Source organism: Mycoplasma sp. E35C (genome assembly GCF_019873825.1).
In the GTDB taxonomy this organism is placed as follows: Bacteria; Bacillota_I; Bacilli_A; order Mycoplasmatales; family Mycoplasmoidaceae; genus Mycoplasmoides.
On record NZ_CP068418.1, the window covers coordinates 508,780 to 530,487 of the forward strand.

Below are 21,708 nucleotides of genomic sequence, written 5' to 3' on the forward strand. Positions count from 1 at the left end.
TTTTTATATAGCTAAATTAAACGCCTATCTATATATTATTTTTGACCATATAAGAATGATTTAATTATTTGGTTAGTTTCCAAACTAATTTTTTCGACTTTAGTTAATTGACTAATTGCTGTTTTAATCATATGAACGCTTGTTTCAACATTTCTGATTTTATTCATAAATGCAACGCGATCATAACCATTATCACTCATCTCTTGAATTTGAACTGCTTGTTGTCCAACTTCTTGTTTTAGTTTTGAGTTTTCTTCGGTTAATCTAGATAAATCGTTTTGAACTTTATCTAAACGAGCAGTTGCTCGTTCATAATATCTTAAAGTTTCAACAATCCGATCAATTAATTCATCAACAGTTTTAGTGTTATAACCACCTTCATGAAGATAATCAATTTCGATTCTTTCTAATTCTTTTGAAGTTAAGAGTTTAATATCTTTATTATTAGCCATGCTATCTTTTTGTTTTTGTATATTTTAGAATATCAAAAAAACATTGAATTAGTTTTATTATGTCAAACAATAATTATTCAATTAAAAATCTTGATGTTAATGTAATTAAACAGTTTATTGATGCATTAAAAGATTTTGAGATCAATAATGATAATCAATATATTTACAAACGATTTAATTATTTTGACCAATTAATAATTAGTGTTTATAAATCTAACAGTGTTTTAATTCAATCAACTAAATCAGCAACCAAGGATATTTTAAGTAGTTTTATTAAGCAATATTGTTCATGAGAAAAATCTGGTTATCAAAATCAAGAACAAAATAATAAAAATAAAAAATCTACAAAAAAAACTGATAAATTATTAATTAAATCTAATAATCAATTAGGTTTAATTAATCAAACAACAATTGGTTGCGATGAAGTTGGTGTTGGTGAATATTTCGGGCCAATCGTTACTTGTTGTGCGTTATTATTAAAAGAAGATGTTAATAAAGTTATTGAACTTGGTGTTAAAGATTCTAAGTTATTAACTGATGAAAAAGTGATTGAGATTGCTAATCAATTAAAGCAATTTATTAAGTTTAAAATCTACTGTGGTGATGTAAAAACTGGCACATTATCATTCAATAAAATGTATGATCAGTTTCAAAATCTAAATGCTTTAAAAGCATTTATGCATAATCAAAATTTAAATGCTTTTAATCAAGATTATCAAATTGATTGTCCAATTATTCTTGATGAATTTGTTAGTCCTAAAAAATATTATGAACATTTAAATAATTTTAAGATCAGTCCAATTATTAAAATTGATCACATGGAACAAAAGGCTGAATCTAAATATTTAAGTGTGGCTGTTGCTAGTATTTTAGCTAGAGCTTATTATTTAGATTTTGCTAAAAAATTATTGAATAAAATTGATTATCAACAACATTATAAAAACCTATTAGGTTCAGATAATAAAACATTAGAACGCATCAAAGAAGTGATTGCAAAAAACCCTTCATTTAATTGGAAGAAAGTTTTTAAAACTTTCTTCAAACCACTTCAAGAATATCTAAATATTCTTGAACAAAAAAAACAACCTAGCTAATTGATTTAGTCAGGTTGTTTTGGATTTAAAAAATATTATTAATTTTAGAATGCTTCAATAAAACTAAATTCACCAAGATTAACTTGTCATTTGTTATCAAATCAATTTTCATAAAAGTATTTCATTATTAAATTGAATTTAATCGTTTTAGTTTTTTCATCTATATTAATTTTATTAATGTAGAAAATATACCCTTGCCCTTGATTATTAGAATTGATTGTTTCATAAATATAGTATTGTTGATCACCTAATGATTTTTTCTTACTTAATGGCTTATCATCAACTTTTATTAAGTTGATGAATGATGAAAAATCTTGATCTAAGATCAGCATTGCTGATGTTATTATGTTGTTTTGATCTTTATGATTAATAACTAATGAATTAGCTTCTTGAGTTTTTAGATTTTGATAATCCTTCTTAACAGAAGCAACATAACTTTCATTGGTTAAATTAGAATTAACCATTTCAAGATCACTTTCATTTGGATTTTTTTGTTGATCTTCAATAATTTCTTTTAGTGCTTTAATTGAATTTTCATCAAATTTTTTATTTAACTTTATTTGATTGTTAGCAACGCTTATTTTCGTTTTTTGATCAGAAGCTTTATAAACTTTTAGTTTATTATCTTGTTTTGGATCGCTTGGATTTAGTTCTGTTGATGGTTTTTGTGGAATTGAAGGGGTGGTTTGTTTTGGTGGATTTTTGTTATCATCAATTTCAGTTTTGGCTGAATGATTGCTGCAACTACTAATAACTACTGGTGCTATAAACGAACTAATGATTAATAAATTTTTGAATTTAAACTTCATAATTGATGTTTAGTTTTGAGAATAAAAATTATAGCATAAAGTTATTTATAACTTTTTTGATTAAAGCACTAAGTGCAATATTATTATCTTAAATAAGATAAATTGTTATCAATAATATAGATTTTATTTCAGTTATTTAAAGTGATTCATCATAATAATCATCATTTACTTTTTTAATAAATTCAACATCATTAAATAAGAAAGCATCTCATTTATCATCCACTAAATCAAATTTATTTTTTATTTTTTCACGTAATTTTTTGGTAGCTCTTTTTGAAATAAAATAATAAATTCCAGAGCTTAAAATAAATGATAATGTAAAGCCCAAACAAAATACAGCTTCAACAATACCAAAAAGTTTATTATCAGCACTAAATGTTAAAAAAGCTAAAAAACTCATAATTAACATGAAAAATAAATATGGAATTGAACAACAAAAACTCGTAAAAATAGCTGAAAAATAAACTTTGAATCCAATTTTATCAATCAACTTAAACTGCAGTAGTTTTTCAGAACACAGCAAGAATAAAATCAAGCTATGATAACCATGTAAGGGATTATTATAAAAAGGAAGGTATCTTAAAAAAGTTTCTGGATCCCAAGAATGACGATAATATCTTCTAGTGCCATAATCTGAAACTTTGTTCGATTTTATTGTAGTTAATATCGTTTGATACTCATGATCAAGTAAATACCCATTTTTGTAATCACTAAAAATATTAATTACATCTACTGGTTTATAAAAACTGAAATAAATAACAAAATAATTCCTGGTAATACTATATAAAAATCTAGTTCTGTATTCTTCTAATAAATTGGTTGGTAATTGTTCAAAATCCAAACAATGTTTAGTGCTTTTAAATACCAATAATTTCTTGGTTAAAACAATGCTTATTGCTATTAATAAACTATAAATCAAATAAAGACTAATCACATAAGCAAATGTTATACCAGTCATAATTTTGACATCAATGGTTTGTGGAAATAACAACCCATAAACAGCACAACTAACCAACAATAAAATCGCTAAAATACCATGAATGATATAAGGAATTGAACAATAATTATAAAAAATATGTCTTATTTTAGGATTGTTTATCGCCCCACATCATGCAGTTGAAATTCGATAAAAAATTAAAGCATTACCACGAGGCAATAAATATAATAAAAATGGAAGTTTTAACTCACTATATCTTTTGATGTGTCAATAATCAAAGCTATTGTTTAACGGTAGCATTTTATTGGTATTAATTATTAATTTATAAACTAATTTTTATATTAGTTTAAAGTTAATCAACTTACTTATTATTATATTTAATATTTAGGATTGTTAAGTTGGGATTAAACAACATTGGTGAAGTTGGTTTTTTAGATTTAAAACCAACAATAAACAACATGTTGTTTGAAGCGTTTTGTTGGAATTTGGTAGTTCATTGATTGGTTATATCTGTGGCTACAAAGATATTATTACCATCTGAACCAGGAACATTTTTATTATCATCAAACTGTCCGCTAACATTTTGATCATTATAAGTAATAAACGCTTTAAGTTTATTACGATCAACGCTTGGTGCTAAGAATTCATCAATGTTATTGCGATAATAACCAATGTAAGAAAATACTTGTGGAGTTACGGTATTGCGATTAAGAAATTGTTTTTGATTATCGTTGAGATAATAATCATCCGTAATAATACTTTTAGCATACACCTTGTATGAATAAGCATTGCTAACTAAAAACTGACCATGAATACCGAATTTAACAACAACTAAAATTTTATATCCAGATAAATCATTAGCATTATAAGGAATGCTAATTGGATCAATTATTCAATATTTATCTTTGATTTCTAAACCTAAATAATCTTCACCAACTTGGTTATATTTTTTAGTAACCGTTGTTGTCATTGTGTCAGTTGATAGATATTTAGAATTATTATCTTTTGATGATTTTGCAACTAATGAACTAGGATCAGTTTCATTTTTATATGCTGAAAAATTATTATGTGATTGCTTATCACCAGAGATAGCTCTGATTGAAATTTGTGTTGGTTTTAAGTTAGTAACAATAATGCTATTAACATTAAATGAAATTTTGTTTTTGTTATATAGTTCGTTAGTAACTTCAATTTTGCTATTATTCTTAGCTACTAATTTAACAACAACATTACCTTCAGCATCATTGGTCGGAATATCTCTAACATCAAAATCACCCTTGATAAAAAAATCAGTTAAATCAGCTGATAAGAACCGTTTTTGAAACAAACTGTTCATAAGTGTATCAGCTTTATCTTCTAAGCTAGAATTGTTCTTATGAATTTTAGTGTGATTGTTTTTAGAATATTCACCAAATGCATCTGGTTTGATTAGATCTTCTAGACTATTCCAAGCAACATCACCTAGAATGATATTTCTATCATAGAAATTATCAAATACTTGAACAGCAATATCATTAACTTCATTAGAAAAACCTTGTAGTTTTAAATCTACTGGTTCAGTTTGAAGTTCTGGATTTGCTCGATCAATTAAACTTAAACTAACATCAACTATGCCTGATTTATCATCAGCTTTTTCGATGACAAACTTCTGTTTAAAATTATTGAATTTATTGTCCAACGCAACACTTAGTTTTGATGGATCTAATTGAGAAGCCAACACCCCTCTTTGGCCGCCTTGTATTATTACATCCTTAGGTTTTATTCTTTTTAAAACAGTATCTGCTTGGTTTAATAAAACTTCATTAGGATCAATCGGTTTTTTTGATATTGGCGTTATCGGATTTGAGATTTTAGGAGTCTGTGGTTTAATTGGTTGTTTGTAATATTTAGAAGCTAAATTATTACAACTAGAAACAATTACACTAACAACGCTAAATAATCCGATTAAATTCAGTAATTTAAACGTTTTTCTTGATTTCATGAGTGTTATGTAGATTAAGGGGTTTTTAATGCTACTTAAACCCTAGAACAAAGCAACTTTATTCTTTTATTTCAGGCGATTTTTTAAAAGTCAATTTGTTTTGTAGTATTAATAATTTTACAACTTTATAATAAAAATATCGGCGAAAACCGATATTTTTTTATGTTGTTTAATGATACAAAAATTTTAATTATTTTTGTTGATATTTGATGTTTAAGAAAGTCACTCTAGTGTCGATCATTGTGCGGCTTGTAACTCTCTTATCTTTGTAACCAATAATGAACATCATGTTATTAGATTGGTTAGCTACATAGTTTGTAGAATAGTTATTTTGATTGTTGCCAGCTAAGAAAATTGGAGTTCCGTATTGACCTTCAACATTCTTAGAATAATCAAATGCTGGTGAAACGGTTTCATCACCGTATTTAATTCAAGATCTTAATAATGTTCTATCAATTGTGAAGTTTTTTTCTTGTAAATTAGCATCGTAGAAACGTCCAATTCTATTACGGTATTCACCAATTTGTGTGAATATTTCAGTAAGGATTGTATTTCTATTTACTTTTTGTTCATTTTGGGTTTGATTATTACCATAATCTTGTCAGTAAACTGATTTACCGTAAATATCATATTCATACGCATTTGTTGCGATGTATTGGCCATCTTTACCGAACTTAGTAACAACCTGAATTGTGTATTGGTTTAAAGAAGGGAATGTGTAAGGGATGCTAATTGGGTTAAATTTCCAGTATCTGTGATCGATATCAAGTCCTAAGTGATCACCTTCTTCTACAAGGTATTTGCTCTTAACTTGGGTTCTATCATCAGCACCATAAGCCATACCCACATTTTCAGTGTTTTCTTGTTTTGACTTAGCCACTAAATTAGCATCTTGGTAGTCTTTAAAATTATTTACAGACTGAACGCTTCCAGCTCAAGCACGAAGAGTAACTTCAGTTGGTCTTACGTTGTTAGCTTTAATTCCTCTAATTGAGAAGCTTACGCCATTATCACCCTTAACAACTAATGATGTTGATCCTGGTTTTGCACTAATGGTTACTACAACTGAACCATCATCAGCATTAGTTGGAGCTTGATTAACAGCTACTTCACCTTCGATGTATAAATTAGTATTAAGAGTTGGGTTTTTTAATCTAATGAATTCATTTAAGTAAGATTTTTGATCAACTTTACCAGTTCATTCGAAATTCTTACTTTCTTTTGGAGCTAATAATTGTTCTAATGTTAATCAATTAACATTACCAATAAGCACGTTTTTGTCATAAATGTTGTCAAAAATCTTATTAGCTATATCGTTGTTTTTATTCTTGAACCCTTCAAGTGTTCATGATTGAGTTCCTGTTCTTAATGAACTGTATTCGTTGTGTTGTAAATAAAGACTAACGTTAGCTGTTCCTAATTGATCATTTCTTTGCGTAATAGTAAAATGAGGAGCAAAATCACTTAGATCACTTGGTAATACTGCTTTTAATCTATCAACAGTTAAAGAAGTAGCTGGCATACTTCCAGCACCACCTTCAACGATGATATCCTTAGCTTTCATTTGTCTGATGATGCGAGTAGCTTTTGTGCTTAAATTGATTGCTGAACTTGGCACAGTAGGATCAGGAGCTGGAGCTTCTTGAAAACCATCGTTAGGATCATTTTTTTTGTCTTTTAAACTTGCATCAGGATCAGTTAATCCAGTACAGCTAGCTGCTGCTAACGTTAAGAAAGAGCTTATCCCTAGAAAACTTACGAATTTTAATAAATTTTTTCGTTTCATTTTGAAAATTTAAATTTATATTTTTTAATTAAAAAATATCATAACAAAACCCACACAAAAAAGATTGATTATTATTAATTAATCTTAAATGTTTTCTTAATGATTAGAACAAGGTATTTTTTATGATTGTCTCCGTTATTATATATTAAAAATTAAAAATAAGTAAGTCTTTATTTTTATTTCAGATTACTCTACTTAATAAAATAAAGATTATTTTATTACAAAAATCATTAACTAAATTTAAGTATTAAACTGAATGATTAATAAAAAAACAGATTGCTGAATTTCAGCAATCTGTTGTTATAAAAAGCTTTGATTAGAAATAACTAATTAGCCAATTTATGGTTAGCAGTGATAATTGCATAAACACTACCAACAATAGCACCAACGCATAGTAATACTAAAAAAATAATAATCAAAATTTTTGATCAAAGTGGTAACTTGTCAAGTTTAGAATTACTTTGATACTGATAAACTTCATTATGAGTTTTTTCAGTTTTATTAATAATTTCTGTAGTTTTATTTTCTTGAGCAAGTTGTTCTTGGATAATTTTGGTATGCGATTCTTTTAGCTCTTCAATATCTGGTTGACTAGTTTGGTTGTTGCTATCTTTAGACATTATTGGGATTTAATTAATAATTCAACTTATTTTTGGTTTTTAGCTTGTAAGTATAAAGCACGTAGCATTGGTGCTAAACCAAGTCCTAATTCATTAGAACCAGTGCCAGCAATATCACAGTGGATTAAATCAACACCTTCAGCAAATTCGTTTAAGAAGTTAGCAGCACGTGAAGAACCACCTTCTGGACGGTTTGTTGAGTTAGCAATGTCAGCTAATTGTGATTTTAATAATGCTAAGTAATCTTCGTGCATTGGTAATCTTCATACACCTTCACCAGCTAATTCAGCATTAGCTTTGAATTCTTCTCAGTTCTTGTCTGATGAAGAGAAAACACCAGTGTAAGTTTTACCTAAAATGTAGCTCATTAATCCTGTTAATGTCGCAACGTCAAAGATTCTTGTTGCTTTAACATCTAATGCAGCGTATGAAATTGCATCAGCTAATACTAAACGACCTTCTGCGTCAGTGTTATCAATTTCAACAGTTTTTTTGTTGTAAGCAACAACGATGTCATCTGGACGTTGAGCTGTTGGGCTTACTAAGTTTTCAGTTAATGGAGCTAATGCAACCACATTAGTTTTAACTTTGTTTTTAGCTAACGCTAAAACTGTTGATACCACAATAGCAGCACCTGACATATCATACTTCATATTTCTCATGTGTGGTCCAGTTTTAATGTTCATACCACCAGAGTCATAAGTAATACCCTTACCTACGTAAGCAAATTTTTGTTTTGAATTCTTATTATTTAAGTATTCAACAACCATGAAACGGCATTCACGTTCAGAACCCTTATTAACACCATATAAAAGGTTCATTCCCATCTTTTTAATTTGATCTCTGTTATATACTGAAATCTTAACGTTCTTTAAATCTTTGAATTCTTTTTGGAAAACTTCAACAAAAGTTTCTGGGTAAAGTTCATCAGATGGAGTGTCTTGTAATTTTCTACTTAATGTTACTGCTTCGGCAACATTTTTAGCTGCATCGTATGCTGCTTTAAATTCTTTTGAAACTTTAACGTTGAAAGTTGGTTTTTTATCTGGTTTAGATTTACGAGTGAACGGAATAACACTTGCATATTCGATTGCACAAGCTAATAGAATTGATAAGCTTTCAACATCAGCATTAGTTGCTGTTAAAAAGCTGTCAATATCAACATTAACTTTATCTTTTTGGGCACAGAACATTTCAACTAATTTTTTGTATAATCTAGCACCATCAAATTGAGTTGTGAATTCAAATAGCAATACACCATCTTCTTTTTTAGAATAAGAATATTGTTTAACCTTATTATTAAGCTTAGCTTGGATTAATAATGGTTGTTTTGAAGATGATTCAGTTTTTTCTTTCTTTTGGTTGGTTTTCATTTTGTTCTTTCTTAATAATTTATCTAGAGATAAAATGATGATTTTATTTAATTTAAAATATAGTATATTTTATAAAAAATTTTAACATTAAAAAAATTAATAATTCATTGATATATGAATTAATTGATAAAAAATTTATAATCCAAATTCACAAAATGAGAAATAAACTGATTAGTGAAAAATTTCAGCAAGTGCCATTGTCACTAGGTGGTCTAGGTCTTGGGACAATCGGGATTGCTTTTGCTTGAAATGCATTATTAAGTCATTTTGGTTTAAATAAAGCTAATAAACCAGATTATGACTTATCAATCTTGATAATTACGATTATTTTAGCAACATTAAGTTTGTTGTATATCATAATCATGAGCATTAAATTTGCTCTTAATAAGAAAAGTATTTTTAGTTTTTTAAAAGATCCAAGACAAGCTGGTTTTGTTTTTCCATTTTTTATGGCAATATCTAGCTTTGGTAACTTCTTGGGATTTTTAAATCAAAATTATTTTGATAACACTTTTTGGTTTAGCATCATTCTTAATATTATTGTTAATTTTGCCACCTTGTGTCATGTGTTAGCTTTAATTTATTTTATTAATGTCGTATTAGCCAAACACGATCTAGATAAAGATGAAGTTTATGCTTCATGAACGATGCCATTAGTAGGATTAGGAATTTCAACAGGGTTTTATAACAATCTTGGTATCAATAATAAGGGTTATTTAACTTATTTCCAAATCTTATGATTGGTTTGTGGGATTTTATTCTTGGCAATTTTTTTATTAGTTGGTTATAAACAATACTTTAAGGGTCATAAGGATAAAAATGATATTGCTTCAATGGCAATCATGGCTTCACCACCTAATTTATTATTAGTCGGTTTTTTAGTTAGCTTTGATCCTAATTTAACCCAAAATTCATTAATCCATTTAAATGCCAAGTATTTCCAAATCATCGTTTATATCTTATTCTTCTTTGGTATTGTTGGTATCTTTATTTATTTCTCAACTTTAATTAAATTATTAGTAATCAAACAATCAGGTGTCGCTTGGGTTTCATTAACATTCTCATCAGCGATCACTGCCACTTCAATGTTTAAGATTATTGATATTTTCGAACCACTTGGTGTTGAATTTGGTGGTTTAAAAAATGTTTTAATCACAATTGGTTTAATCATGATTTCAGTTGGATCAATCATCACATCATATTTAAACGTTTATGTTTTTGTTAAATTCAAAACATGATTTAAATACAGATCACAAGTTCATGTAACAGGCATGATTTAAATTAATTATTGATACAAAACTTTAACCCCCCTATCATTTGATAGGGGTTTTTGTTTGCATTTTATATCTTGATATGAATTATCGAATAAGTTAAAGAATCTTGTTATATCAAGTTTTAATGTAGGTCGGTTTTATTAATTGATTAATAAAAAAATATCTGCTGATTGATTAGCAGATATTTTTAGAGTATATATTGGTTTTTATTATTTCTTATTAATTTGGTGACGAATTGGTTGTTGTTGGCTTGCTTGTTTTTGAGCTGGTGCTTGTTGTGGTGGAGGAGTTGGTGATTTAGTTGGTTGTTTTAATGTTTGTGGAGCTGTTGGTTTAGCAGCAGGAGCTGAGATTGGTGGTTTTTGTTTAATTTCAGCTGATTGATCTTGCGCACTATTCACTGGTGCTGTTGGTTCGTTTGCTTCGTCAGTTACTTCACCAACATAACCAACACCATCAGATACACTAACCATCGCATGACGAATTACACGGTCGTATAATTTATAACCTGATTTCATCACTTTACATACATGATCAGCTGGGTAGTTTGGATCACTGATTTTATCAGAAGCACTCATGTATTTTTCATCAAACTTATCACCAGGTTTGATTTCTAGACGGTGAATATTAACAGTATTTAATCAGTTAATAAATGAGTTTAATACCATTCTAAATCCACTTACATAGTTTTTAATAGCTGGATCTAGTGAAGCAAAATCTAATGCGATTTCTAATTGGTCAACGATGTTAATTGCTGAGTCAATTGATTTTTCAATTGCGTATTTTTTTGCTTCTTCTAATTCTTCTTTTTTACGTTTATCTAATTCTTCGATACGTTCGTTGATCTTTTTTTGTGCTGTTGCTTCAACGTCTTGAATCTTCTTTTTGAAGTTTTCATTAGTTAATTCTAAACGTGAATCTAAATCAGTAATGTAAGCATCAACGTTGTTGAATGATTTATCTAATTTTAAGAATTGTTCAGTTAATAATTCGCTAACACGTTGTAATTTGTGTTTTTGATTATTTGAGTTTTGAACAAAGTTCAACAGATCAGTTAAGATTTGTTTAATTTGTGCTTTTTCATTAGCAATATTAACACTAGAAGCTTGTGGTTGACTAGTTGTTGTTTCTTGTGCTTCTTCTTTGTTGTTTTGGTCGTCTAACATTTCTTCTACTTCTTGGAATTCATCCATCATGTTTTTATCTTGATTGTTCATTTTTAATTACCTACTTTTTGTTAGCCTTCTCACGAATCTTTCTAATGTCATCTAGTGTCTTAATGTCTTTGATGGTGTTTAGCACACGATTGAATGCTAAGGTTTGTTGTTGCTGTTGGTTAGCTTGTTGTTCAACTTGTTCTTTAATTGGAGTTGAACTGTCTGATTGGAAGTTTCAGTTTTGTTGTTCTTGTTGTAATTCTTGTTGGTTGTATTTTAATTCTTTAATTTCACGAAGGGCTAACTTGTTGAAGTGCTCAACTTGTAAGTTTGGTAGTTTTGCCACTTCTTCAAGACTTAATGAACCATCGTTAGTCTTATTGATATCTGCATATACAACGTGAATTACTAATGATCCTTTGTCAAAGTGTGATCGAGTTTCAAAGTCATATCGAGCTTCTAGACCCATGTCTTTAATGATTACTTGATCACCAGCTTTTGTGCCAGGTGGTATTCTTACATTAATCAGTTTGTTGATTGTCGGAACTTTGATAATACCACCAATTGAAGCTAACATCGGATCAACTAATGCTTTAACGTGAATGTCGTTGTTTTTGATTGTAAAGAAGTTTGATGGAATAACTTTAAAGATAACTGTTAGATCACCTTTTAGATTGTTCGGGAAGATATGACCAAAACCTGGGTAGTTTACTGAGATATTTAGTTGTGAAGTGATTGGTAGTTTGATATCTAATGTAATCGCTTCATTTGTATATGATTTACCTAAACAGTTCTTACATGCAATTCTGATTAACTTACCATAACGGTTACATACAGCACACGATTCAACATTACCTTCAACATTACGACATGCTGGACATAATCTGTATGGTTCATTAGCAGTTAGATCAATTCCTGTTGCTGAACAATGATTACATGGAGTGTGGCGAGTATATTTGATACGCTTAATTGCATTGTTGAATAGTAACACTTGATGCACTTCAACTTCTTTAATGACATTAATTTCGTTTAAGCGTTCAATTTGAATTAAGTTCGGTTCTTGATATTTCTTGCCAGTAGCTTGATTTGTTTCATTTTCACCCAAGCGTCTTAATAATCTTGATTTGAAATTGCTTAAATCATTAATTGCTTTGGCAAGGTTTTTCGAATTATCGTTATCTTCCATTTTTACACCTGCTTGTTTTCGCAACAACTTAATGCTGTAATCATATGCTTGATCAATTGATGTGTGCATTGGGCGAACTGGTTGTTGTAAAGGGTCATAATCAGTTTGTTCATATACTTTATGATCGTCACTTTGTTCTTTAATCGCATCATCACTTTCAATTTGATTGATTAAGTTATCGTTTAAGTTTAGGTTTGAATTGACGATCGTTGGTTCTGTGATGTTGATAAATTCTTTATTATCATCAACAACTTCGTAATTGTTTTCATCACTAACGATGATGTTATCATCGTTGTTTTCAATGATAATGTCGGTTGCATTATCATTCTTATTAGCTTGAACTTGATTATCTTCGCCTAATAGATCTTCAATTGATAAGAAGTCGTCTTCTTCTTTGGTATCAAAAGAAGTTGATTTTTTATTATCTTCTTCTTCACCAAATAACGCTTTGAATTCTTCTTCTCTACGTTGTTCTTCTGATTGATTAATTTGAGCGTTTATTGCACGGTTAGCTTCTAACGATTCAACTTCAACAACCTTATCAAGGGCTTTTTGGTTTTGCTCTTCTACTAATTGCCAGTCTTCTTGTTGGTTATCTGATTGTTTTAATTCGTTGATTAATTCTTTTTGTTTTGTTTCTTGAAGCTCTTCTTCGATGATTGCTTCTTCGATTTTGATCTCGTCGTCTTTTTTTTCGACTTGTTGATTAGTTGGTTGTGCTTCTTCTTTAATTTCTAGTGTTGCTTGTTCTTGTAGTAATTCTTCTAGATCATCAGCACTTTCTTCTTCATACCAATTCTTTTCAAAAGCAACAGGTTCAACTAGGTTATATTCTTGTGGTCAGTTAGCTTCTGATTTAGCTGGAACTTTTTCTGGTTTAATTTCAGCCAGTTCAAACTTAATTTCTTGTAAATTAGAAAAATCAACAGTAACGATTGGAATTTCTTTAACCTTAGTTTGTGGTGCTGAAACTTTTGGTTTAGCTTTTTCAACTTCTGGTTGAACTTCTTCTTGTGGTTGATCTGAACTTGGTTGTTCAACTGGTTGCTGTTCAGTTTGAAGTTTAACTTCATCAGTTGACTCAGAAATTGGTTGTTCTGATTCAGTTTGTTCTTGCGTTTGTTGTTTAGTTGATTGTTCTTGTGAAACTTCTTGAACTTCTTTTTCTTCTTGTGTTGGTGTTGCTTGTTGTGCAGCTAATTGTTCAGTTGTGAATTCAGTTTGTTCAGCTGTTGGTTGTTCAACTTGTTCAGTAGTTTTAATTTCTGGAGCTTGAACTTTTGGTTGTTCTTTAACTTCTTGTTTATCTTCTTCTTGTTTAACTTCAGAAGTTGTTTGTTGAGTTGTGCGGTTTTTAATTAAGAATGATAGATCAAACGGACTGCGTAAAGTTGAAGTAGCATTTTTCTTCTTAGAGAAGTCAACAATTTCAGGCATGTTGGCTTCGTCAAAGTCATCATCACTGACTTCTTCTAATTCTGGCGCTGCTTGTTCAGTTTGTTCTTCTTCTTGTGCTTGAGTTTCTTGTTGTGCTTCAATTACTTCTTCAACTTGTGTTGGTTGTTCAACTGTTGATTCTTCTGCCTGAACTTGTTCAGCTTGTTCTTCTTGGGTTGGTTGCGCTTGAACTTCTTCACTAGCAGTTTGTTGTTCTTCAACAACTTGTTCTTCTTGTTGTTCAGCTGCTTTTTGTGCTTCTTCTTCTTGACGAATTAATTCTTCAATCGCTTCAGTTGTTGTTTGTGGTTTTTCTTCTGTAACTTCAGCTTGAACTTCTTGGCTTAGTTCAACTTCTGGTTCAGTTGTTAATTCTTCTTGCGCTTGTTCAGTTACCACATAATCATCTTCAACTGTTGTTTGTGTTGGTTGAACTTCTTCAATAGAAGATGCTTGAACATCTGGAACTTCTGATTCTTCTTGTTCAAGGATTGCTTCTTCTTCACCACGAGTTGAAATGAAGTTATTATCATCATCGAAATAACCTTCTCAAATTCATTCGTTGGCATCATTATAATAACCATAATCAGGATCACCAATAAAGCGTGTCCATGACATGTCTTCATCTTCTTGATCTTGTTGAACTGTTTGTTCTGTTGTTTCTTTATTATCATCAAACAGTTTTTCATTTAGATCAATATCACTAGTTATTTCTGGTGATACTTCAACTGTTTCAGTTGGTTTTTCACTATCATCAAATAGTTTTTCATCAAAGCCTGATGATGGTGTTTCATCAACTTTTTCAACAGTATCGTCAAACAGACGTGGTTCATCAGCACTAGTAGTAGCTGCTTCCACATCAATGATTTCTGGTTCAGTTTCAATTGTTTTTGACGCTTCTTTTGACTTGGCTCAGAACCCACCCTTTTTGTCTTTTTTCTTCTTTTTCTTCTTTTTGCCAAAGTCTTCATCATCATCTAATCAATCATCGTCAAATGAGATGTCATCAAATTCGTCAGCGGCATTAATCGTATCAAAGAACGAATTAAAAATATCAGGGTCAATATCTAGATCACCTTCACGATCTAAACCATCATGACCATACTTATCGTATCGTGCCTTCTTTTCTTCATTTGAAAGCACTTCATACGCTTCATTTACTTCTTTAAACAGTCGTTCAGCGTCAGCATCCCCTTGGTTTGTGTCAGGGTGATATTTTTTAGCCAGCTTTCTAAACGCGCGCTTTATTTCTCGTTCATCTGCGTCTCTGTCTATCTCTAATACTTCGTAATAATCGCGCTTTTCTGCCATAAAAACCTATGTTAATCTATAAAAGATCAATAAAATGTCTAGTATATACTCTGTTTAAATTATAACTAATTAATTTTTATTTTTTGAACGGATTTATTCAATCATTAGCTTATCAATAAATTCTTTAATAAAGTGATAATAAAGTGACTTATTAATTAGATGGGGTAAATGAGCTGCTTCATCAATAATTCTGGTTGTGAGTTTATTGGTAAATTTACTAATAAATTCAATTGATTTATGGGGTGGGATTACTGCATCATTTTCTCCAAAAATCAATAATACGGGTTTGTTGTTTAACGCACTATAAGCATTGGTTAGCAATTGTTTGGCATTAGTTGATAAGAGATTAAAAAACAACGGTAGTTTTTCTTTATTATCCTTATAGATCTTTTTAAGCCAACTAAATAAAGAAATTTGATCGTTAGTTGTTTGTTCATCACTCAGTTTTTGTAAGGATGATTTGAATCCAAATGATTTTAAAGAATCAACAATTCTTTTTTTATCAAAACTATAGATTGATGGATTCAAGGGAGCTTCAAGAATTAATGCTTTGATTTTGTTGGGAATTAAATAATTAACAACACTACAAATCCCACCACCCATGGAATGACCAATTAATATTACGTTATCTAGTTGTTTTTGATTAATAAAATCAACAACTAGATCGCTGAATAATTCTAGCTTTAATTGTTTTTTATTATCCTGATCTAATAAAAGGTTATTTCCATGTCCAGGCAGATCAAAGGTGTAATAATTGATTTGATCATTCTTAAATGCTTTAAAGATTTCAGTATGTCTGGCATGTGATGAACTAAAACCATGAACAAAAACAGCATTATATTTAGAACGCTTAATTTTTTGTTCATAACTTAATAGTTCAATTTTTTGTTGCATTGGTTTTAGTTAATCAGTTATATTCTTAGTTTTTCTTATCAAAAACTAATTGCACACGTTTGGTGCTTTGTTTATTATTATTCTTTTGATCTTTCAGTTCGATCTTTTTAGTTTTCATTAATAAACTGTTGTATTCGTCTGTTAGTGTGTTGTCTATATCATTCAGACTTCATTCTTCAATTTCTTCGTTGATTTCAGTTTTGTATTTATTAATGAAGTTAGGGTTATAAATTTTAGTTTTGTGGTTATTTTGTTGGTTTTTAGCTCTAATTTGGTTAATGTTTTTTTCGAAATGATTGTTAATAGATTCAAAGATCTTCTTATCTTCTTTTAGTGATTCGTTTAAATCATTAACATTAAATGAACGTAAGGTTTTTTTAGTCAGTTCATCCTTCTTTTCATTAACAGCTTCATAAACCACTTCATTAGATAATGAAGTTAGTTCAGATGTTAAACTTTGTAATTTTGTTTCAAGAGCTAGATCATTAAATGAGTTAGCACCTAGTTCAAAGTCTTCAAAGTGTTTTTTAGCTAATTCTCTGGTTGGTTGGTTTTGGATATTAATCACCTGGTTAGTTGATGATTTTAATATCGCAATATCACGTTTTAAGGTCTGAATTTCTTTATCCTTAGCATTAACATCTAAGAATAATTCATTAATTCTTAATTGGTTTGAGTGCGTAGTTTCTGCCATCACTTTTAGTTGTGCTAAAAGTTGGGTAACTAGTTCATCCTTTTTAATTAAACGCACTTCTAGATCGTGGTTGATTTGGGTTGATAGTTGGTTGAACTTGGTTTCAATACCAGTTTTTAGTTGGTTGATTTCAACTAGTGATTGTTCTTGGTTTTGAACGTTTTGGTTTTGTTCTAAAATTTGCTTATATTCATTAACTTGTTTATAAGCATTGCTAATAATTTCTTGTGCTTGTTCACTAGCTTGTTTTAAGATTTGCTCACGTTCTTTTTCTAGATTTAATCTAGCTAGTTCCATTTGACTGCGATGATTTTGGATTTCTTTTTTCATATCATCACTAATCAATTCAATATCAATTTGGCGTTTGTTTAATGAATCATTTAGTTCATCTAAATCTTTTGAACGTTTTTCTAGATGCTCTTTGTATTCTTCTAGTTTAGCAATATTTTTTAAGTAATGTTCTTCAACATCTTTTAGCGCTGATTTTGTTACTTTGTTAATATCAATTTCTTGATTAGATAACTCAGGCTGTTTTGATTCAACCTGATCAAAATCAACAACCTTAGTGGCATTTTCAATTTCTTCTTTGGTAATATCTTCAATTAAGAAATCATCAAAAGCAGTGTTTTTTTGCGCTGTTGGCTGTTTGATTGGTTGGGTTTTATCAGTTTTAATTTCACGATCATCAAGATTAGTTTTTAGATAATCTTTGGTATGATCAGGCATTGAATTTAATACTTCATTAGTTGAAATCAGATTGTTAGTATCATCATTGGGTTCGTATTGAACATCTAGAATGTTGGTTAGATCAACTTGTTGTTCTTCGTGATCATCTGTTTGTTCAAAATCATAATTACTACCATTTGTTAGATGTTCTTCATCTTTGGTTTTGGTAATAATATCAGTTTTTTCATTAATAAATTTATGTGTTGAATCTTCTTCAAAAACACTTGATATTGATTGCTTAATTGGATTGATATCATCAACTTTAATATCATCCTTATCTATTTTTTTATTATTATCCTGATTAATCTTAATTGGTTCATTAGTATCATCTTGTGTGCTGATGTATGAACTTAAATTTTTAGTAAACGCTTCTATTAAGTTATTATCAGAATCTTCGGTTGGATCATCGCCAACAAAACGAGTTTTTTTAATCTCGTCATCAACTTTTAGATTAGCTTTATTTTTAGTTTCATTGTCATTAATAAAACTAGAGCGGTGGATTTCAAAATCTAAATCAAGATCATCTTCTTGATCGTTTATGTCGTTTAAAATACTTTTTTGTTTAGTAACCGTGCGGTTTTTTGATCAGTTTTCATAATCACTAATCACATCATCCAAGAATGCTAAATCATCCTTAGTTGATTGTTTGTTTTTATTGTTATTAGTGTAACGGTTTTGATTATCATTATCCAAATTTAATTCTTTGATTAAATCTGAATCAAAATCATTAAACTTATTAGTTTTTAATTTATTAGCACTTTGTCGCTTATTAAAATAAAACTGATTTCTTTTATTGTCTTTATTATCCATCGCTAATCTAAAAGTATGCTTTTATTTTAAATTAAATATTAAATAAATAAAAAAGTCATCACACACAATTAAATTGCTTAATGCTGCTTCATTTCTGACCTGACATGTTTCACGTTAATTGTTGCAATGACTAAATAATTTTAATATATCTATTATTTAAATTCAGGATTTTTTTTATCTAAAAGTTTTTGAGTTTTCTTTTGCTTTTTGTGATCCTTCTTTTCTTTGATTCTTTTTTTAGCTTCTGAAAACTGTTTAGCTCAAGCTGAATCTAATCCTTCATCATCATCTAAGTATTCAATAATCTTACCATTTGATGGTGTTTTTTTGGTTAATTCTAATGGTTGATTGTTAATTTCTTTAGACTTTTGAAAGGTCTCATTAACTTGGTTAATTGCCTTATCTAAGTCCATGATTTTTTTATTAGTGCGATCATCATCACTGATTTTTAGAACTTTTTGTAATGATAATTGTGAAGCATTAATTTTATCTAGTTGGTCTGAAATTGATTTTGATACTGATAATAAATGGTCATTATCGTTGTATTTTTTAACCAATAAATTATTTAATTTATCAAGATCAGTATTTTCAGCTGTTAATAATTCAACTTGAGCTGCTAATTCTTTATTTTTTTCTTGTTCAACTTTGATTGCTTCGTTTAACTCACGATTGGTATATACAATTAAATCATATTCAGATTTAATGCGCTTCATTTCATTAGTTGTAAGTTTAGCTGTTTCTTCTGCTTGTAATAAAGCGTTCTTCATTACTTCGATTTTAGCTTCGTTAGCAATTAAAATCTTATCAACTTCGTTCTTATGTTTTTCATAAGTGCGCTCAACTGTTTCTTCGTATTCTTTAACTTCTTGTTTTAGTTTTTGTTCTAATTGAGCAAACTTAATCTTAACCCCTTCTTTAATTCCATCATTAATTAATTGGTTAACGATGTCAGGTTGATCTTTGATGAATTTCTTAAATTCATCATCTTTGTGTTTAATTTTAGTTTTTAATTGGTTTACTAAAAGATCTTTTTCTTTAACCTTAGTTTTTAGTTCAAATGATAAGATTTCATAATTACGTAATACTTTTTTAATCTTATCAATTTCAGCATAATAATCCTGAGTTCTTAATGCAATTTGGTTTTCAGTATTGACATCACGTTCATAAATTTCGTGCATTAAGTTGCTATTTTCTTCTTTAAGCTGAGTTACTTTTTCTTTTAGTTTGTTGTAATAATCAGAAATCTTTTCAATCTTACGATCATAAAAATCTTTCATTTTTGTGATCTCTTCTTCAAAGATTTTCTTAGTTTCTTCTTGGCTTCTAACAAAATCTTCTTGGTGTTTATTTTTGATTTCTTCTACTTCTTTATAAAATTTTAGTTCTAAGTCTTTTTTAGTAGCTTCGTGTTCAGAGACAGTAACAATATGATCAAAGTGTTTTGATTTACCGTTTTGAATCAATTCATTTTGTTCATTCAAGAACGCAATGCGTTCTTTTTCTAATTCAGCTTTTTGTTTGGCTAATTCTGCTTTTTCTAATTCTAGATCAGTAAAATTCTTATTCAGAATTAACTTATCTAATTCTCTTTGTAACGGCGCAACAAACTTATATGTCTTGATGTATTTGTGTAAGTGTTCAACTCACAAATGATCAGGCATATTATTTTTTTTGGCTCTTAAATAACTTTTTTTAGCACTTTCTAAAAAGTCAGAAACATCATATTCTTTAGCGTTTGGATGTTGGGTTAAAAACGCATTAATACAATACTCAGCTTTGTTGGCATCAAAGTCTTCTAGAATTTGTTCTTTGAAATTCTCATCAAGACTAAAAACTTTATCACTACTAGACATTAAAAACTTAATTTTTATATAAATATATAAGTATCTAAAATATTATATTATATTCAAAAAATTATGAAGACTTACGATCTATTGATTTTAGGAGCTGGCACTAGTGGTATGTATTGTGCAACTTATGCTAGCATGAAAGGATTGAGTTCAGCAATCATTGAAATGACTGATCAGATTGGCGGTCAACCTACGCACTTATATCCATTTAAAAAGATTTATGATTTTCCCACAACTAATGGGATCTTAGCATTAGACTTCATTGACCAACTATACCAACAACAAAAAACCTATATTAAAGACGGTTTAATTACTTATTATTTAAATAGTTTAATCACTGACACTAAGTTTAATGAAGATAAGAATATGTTTGATATTAAAATATCAAACAACCAAGAAATTAGTGCTAAAAAAATCATTATTGCAACAGGTAATGGTGGTTTTGAACCAATTAAATTAAATGAAGAATTAATCCAAAATCAAGATCATCAATCAATTCATTACCAAATCAAAGATTTAAGTTTTTATCAAGATAAAAAAGTTATTTTTTTAGGCGGGGGAGATAGTGCGGTCGAATTAATTAACCAACTGGCTGATTTAAAAATAACCAAATCACTAAGCATCATTCACCGCAACACTAAATACAGAGCCAACCAAAATTTAGTTGATTTAATTAATCAAAAAGAGATTAACCAATACTTAAATCAAGATGTAGTATCAATTAACAATAATCAAATTAATTTTGTTGATAAGAATAATCAAAATCAAACAACACTTGATTTTGATTATTTAGTTGTCCAATATGGTTTAAAACCAATTAAGTCATTGGCTTGTTTTGATTATTTAGATCAGGATTTTAATAATAATTTCGAAGTTAATGATTACCAACAAACTTCTGATAAAAATGTTTATGCAATTGGTCTAGCTGCTAATTATAATAAACGCCCAAACCTAATTATTACAGGTATGAATGAAGCAGTTGTTGCCATCAAACATATTAATGATGAACTAAATCCTTATCATCGTTCAACTGATTATTTATTGAAATAATTTTGTTGAATAAATACTTATATTATCAACATTATTTTTATCATTATTTATTAATTATTTTATCTAATAAAGCTATTTAATTTTTATAAAAATTAATGATGATTATTTTGTCATTTTTTAGGACAAAATAATATTTTTTTATTCGTCATAAATCAGAATTTTTTCTCATTATTTTTTTAAAGCTCTGCTTTTAAAAAATTCTGGTCACCCATTATCATAATCAATATTTTGATATTGATTGGATTTTGATTTTTTTATTGCATACAT

15 protein-coding genes and 1 other RNA gene are annotated in these 21,708 nt (G+C 28.9%); 3 read left to right on the plus strand and 13 right to left on the minus strand.

From position 1 onward, the window contains the following. Window positions 1-35 precede the first annotated feature (35 nt). Window positions 36-452 carry a hypothetical protein gene (locus JJE79_RS02190; protein WP_222925999.1) on the minus strand — a complete coding sequence of 139 codons (417 nt, stop codon included), beginning with the start codon at window positions 450-452 and terminating at the stop codon, window positions 36-38. A gap of 59 nt (window positions 453-511) precedes the next feature. Here JJE79_RS02190 and JJE79_RS02195 point away from each other — a divergent pair, with 59 nt between their 5' ends. Continuing rightward, on the plus strand, window positions 512-1,546 hold the full coding sequence (locus JJE79_RS02195) for a ribonuclease HIII (RefSeq protein WP_222926000.1): 1,035 nt from the start codon (window positions 512-514) through the stop codon (window positions 1,544-1,546). 44 nt (window positions 1,547-1,590) lie between these two features. Here the strand turns inward: JJE79_RS02195 and JJE79_RS02200 are convergent, their stop codons facing one another. From JJE79_RS02200 to JJE79_RS02225, 6 genes are all read right to left on the minus strand, one after another. Next, window positions 1,591-2,355 carry a hypothetical protein gene (locus tag JJE79_RS02200; RefSeq protein ID WP_222926001.1) on the minus strand — a complete coding sequence of 255 codons (765 nt, stop codon included), beginning with the start codon at window positions 2,353-2,355 and terminating at the stop codon, window positions 1,591-1,593. 136 nt (window positions 2,356-2,491) lie between these two features. After that, window positions 2,492-3,592, minus strand: a complete 1,101-nt coding sequence (locus JJE79_RS02205; protein ID WP_222926002.1) for a hypothetical protein — start codon at window positions 3,590-3,592, stop codon at window positions 2,492-2,494. A gap of 61 nt (window positions 3,593-3,653) precedes the next feature. Beyond that, on the minus strand, window positions 3,654-5,273 hold the full coding sequence (locus JJE79_RS02210) for a hypothetical protein (RefSeq protein ID WP_222926003.1): 1,620 nt from the start codon (window positions 5,271-5,273) through the stop codon (window positions 3,654-3,656). A gap of 190 nt (window positions 5,274-5,463) precedes the next feature. Beyond that, window positions 5,464-7,059, minus strand: a complete 1,596-nt coding sequence (locus JJE79_RS03825; protein ID WP_255565812.1) for a hypothetical protein — start codon at window positions 7,057-7,059, stop codon at window positions 5,464-5,466. A 326-nt stretch (window positions 7,060-7,385) separates the two neighbouring features. Continuing rightward, complete coding sequence (locus JJE79_RS02220; RefSeq protein WP_222926004.1) at window positions 7,386-7,679, minus strand: hypothetical protein; 294 nt, start codon at window positions 7,677-7,679, stop codon at window positions 7,386-7,388. 26 nt (window positions 7,680-7,705) lie between these two features. Continuing rightward, on the minus strand, window positions 7,706-9,052 hold the full coding sequence (locus tag JJE79_RS02225; protein WP_222926005.1) for a leucyl aminopeptidase: 1,347 nt from the start codon (window positions 9,050-9,052) through the stop codon (window positions 7,706-7,708). Between the two features lie 155 nt (window positions 9,053-9,207). On the opposite strand from JJE79_RS02225, the gene JJE79_RS02230 reads away from it, so the two are divergent. Then, window positions 9,208-10,332, plus strand: a complete 1,125-nt coding sequence (locus JJE79_RS02230) for a permease (RefSeq protein ID WP_222926006.1) — start codon at window positions 9,208-9,210, stop codon at window positions 10,330-10,332. 203 nt (window positions 10,333-10,535) lie between these two features. On the opposite strand, the gene grpE is transcribed toward JJE79_RS02230, so the two are convergent. The 6 genes from grpE to JJE79_RS02260 form a co-directional block, all read right to left on the minus strand. Then, entirely contained in the window at window positions 10,536-11,543 is a 1,008-nt protein-coding gene (gene grpE, locus JJE79_RS02235; RefSeq protein ID WP_222926007.1) for a nucleotide exchange factor GrpE, read from the minus strand. Window positions 11,544-11,553: 10 nt separating this feature from the next. Then, on the minus strand, window positions 11,554-15,417 hold the full coding sequence (gene topJ, locus JJE79_RS02240) for a terminal organelle assembly protein TopJ (RefSeq protein ID WP_222926008.1): 3,864 nt from the start codon (window positions 15,415-15,417) through the stop codon (window positions 11,554-11,556). A 93-nt stretch (window positions 15,418-15,510) separates the two neighbouring features. After that, a complete protein-coding gene (locus JJE79_RS02245; RefSeq protein WP_222926009.1) occupies window positions 15,511-16,311 on the minus strand; it encodes an alpha/beta fold hydrolase in 801 nt (266 codons plus the stop codon). Between the two features lie 25 nt (window positions 16,312-16,336). Next, window positions 16,337-18,541 carry a hypothetical protein gene (locus tag JJE79_RS02250; RefSeq protein ID WP_222926010.1) on the minus strand — a complete coding sequence of 735 codons (2,205 nt, stop codon included), beginning with the start codon at window positions 18,539-18,541 and terminating at the stop codon, window positions 16,337-16,339. 47 nt (window positions 18,542-18,588) lie between these two features. Further along, window positions 18,589-18,676, minus strand: an RNA gene (gene ffs / locus JJE79_RS02255) — signal recognition particle sRNA small type. A gap of 17 nt (window positions 18,677-18,693) precedes the next feature. Beyond that, on the minus strand, window positions 18,694-20,394 hold the full coding sequence (locus JJE79_RS02260; RefSeq protein WP_255565813.1) for a hypothetical protein: 1,701 nt from the start codon (window positions 20,392-20,394) through the stop codon (window positions 18,694-18,696). A 63-nt stretch (window positions 20,395-20,457) separates the two neighbouring features. On the opposite strand from JJE79_RS02260, the gene JJE79_RS02265 reads away from it, so the two are divergent. Further along, entirely contained in the window at window positions 20,458-21,441 is a 984-nt protein-coding gene (locus tag JJE79_RS02265) for an NAD(P)/FAD-dependent oxidoreductase (RefSeq protein WP_222926011.1), read from the plus strand. The last annotated feature ends 267 nt before the right edge of the window (window positions 21,442-21,708 follow it).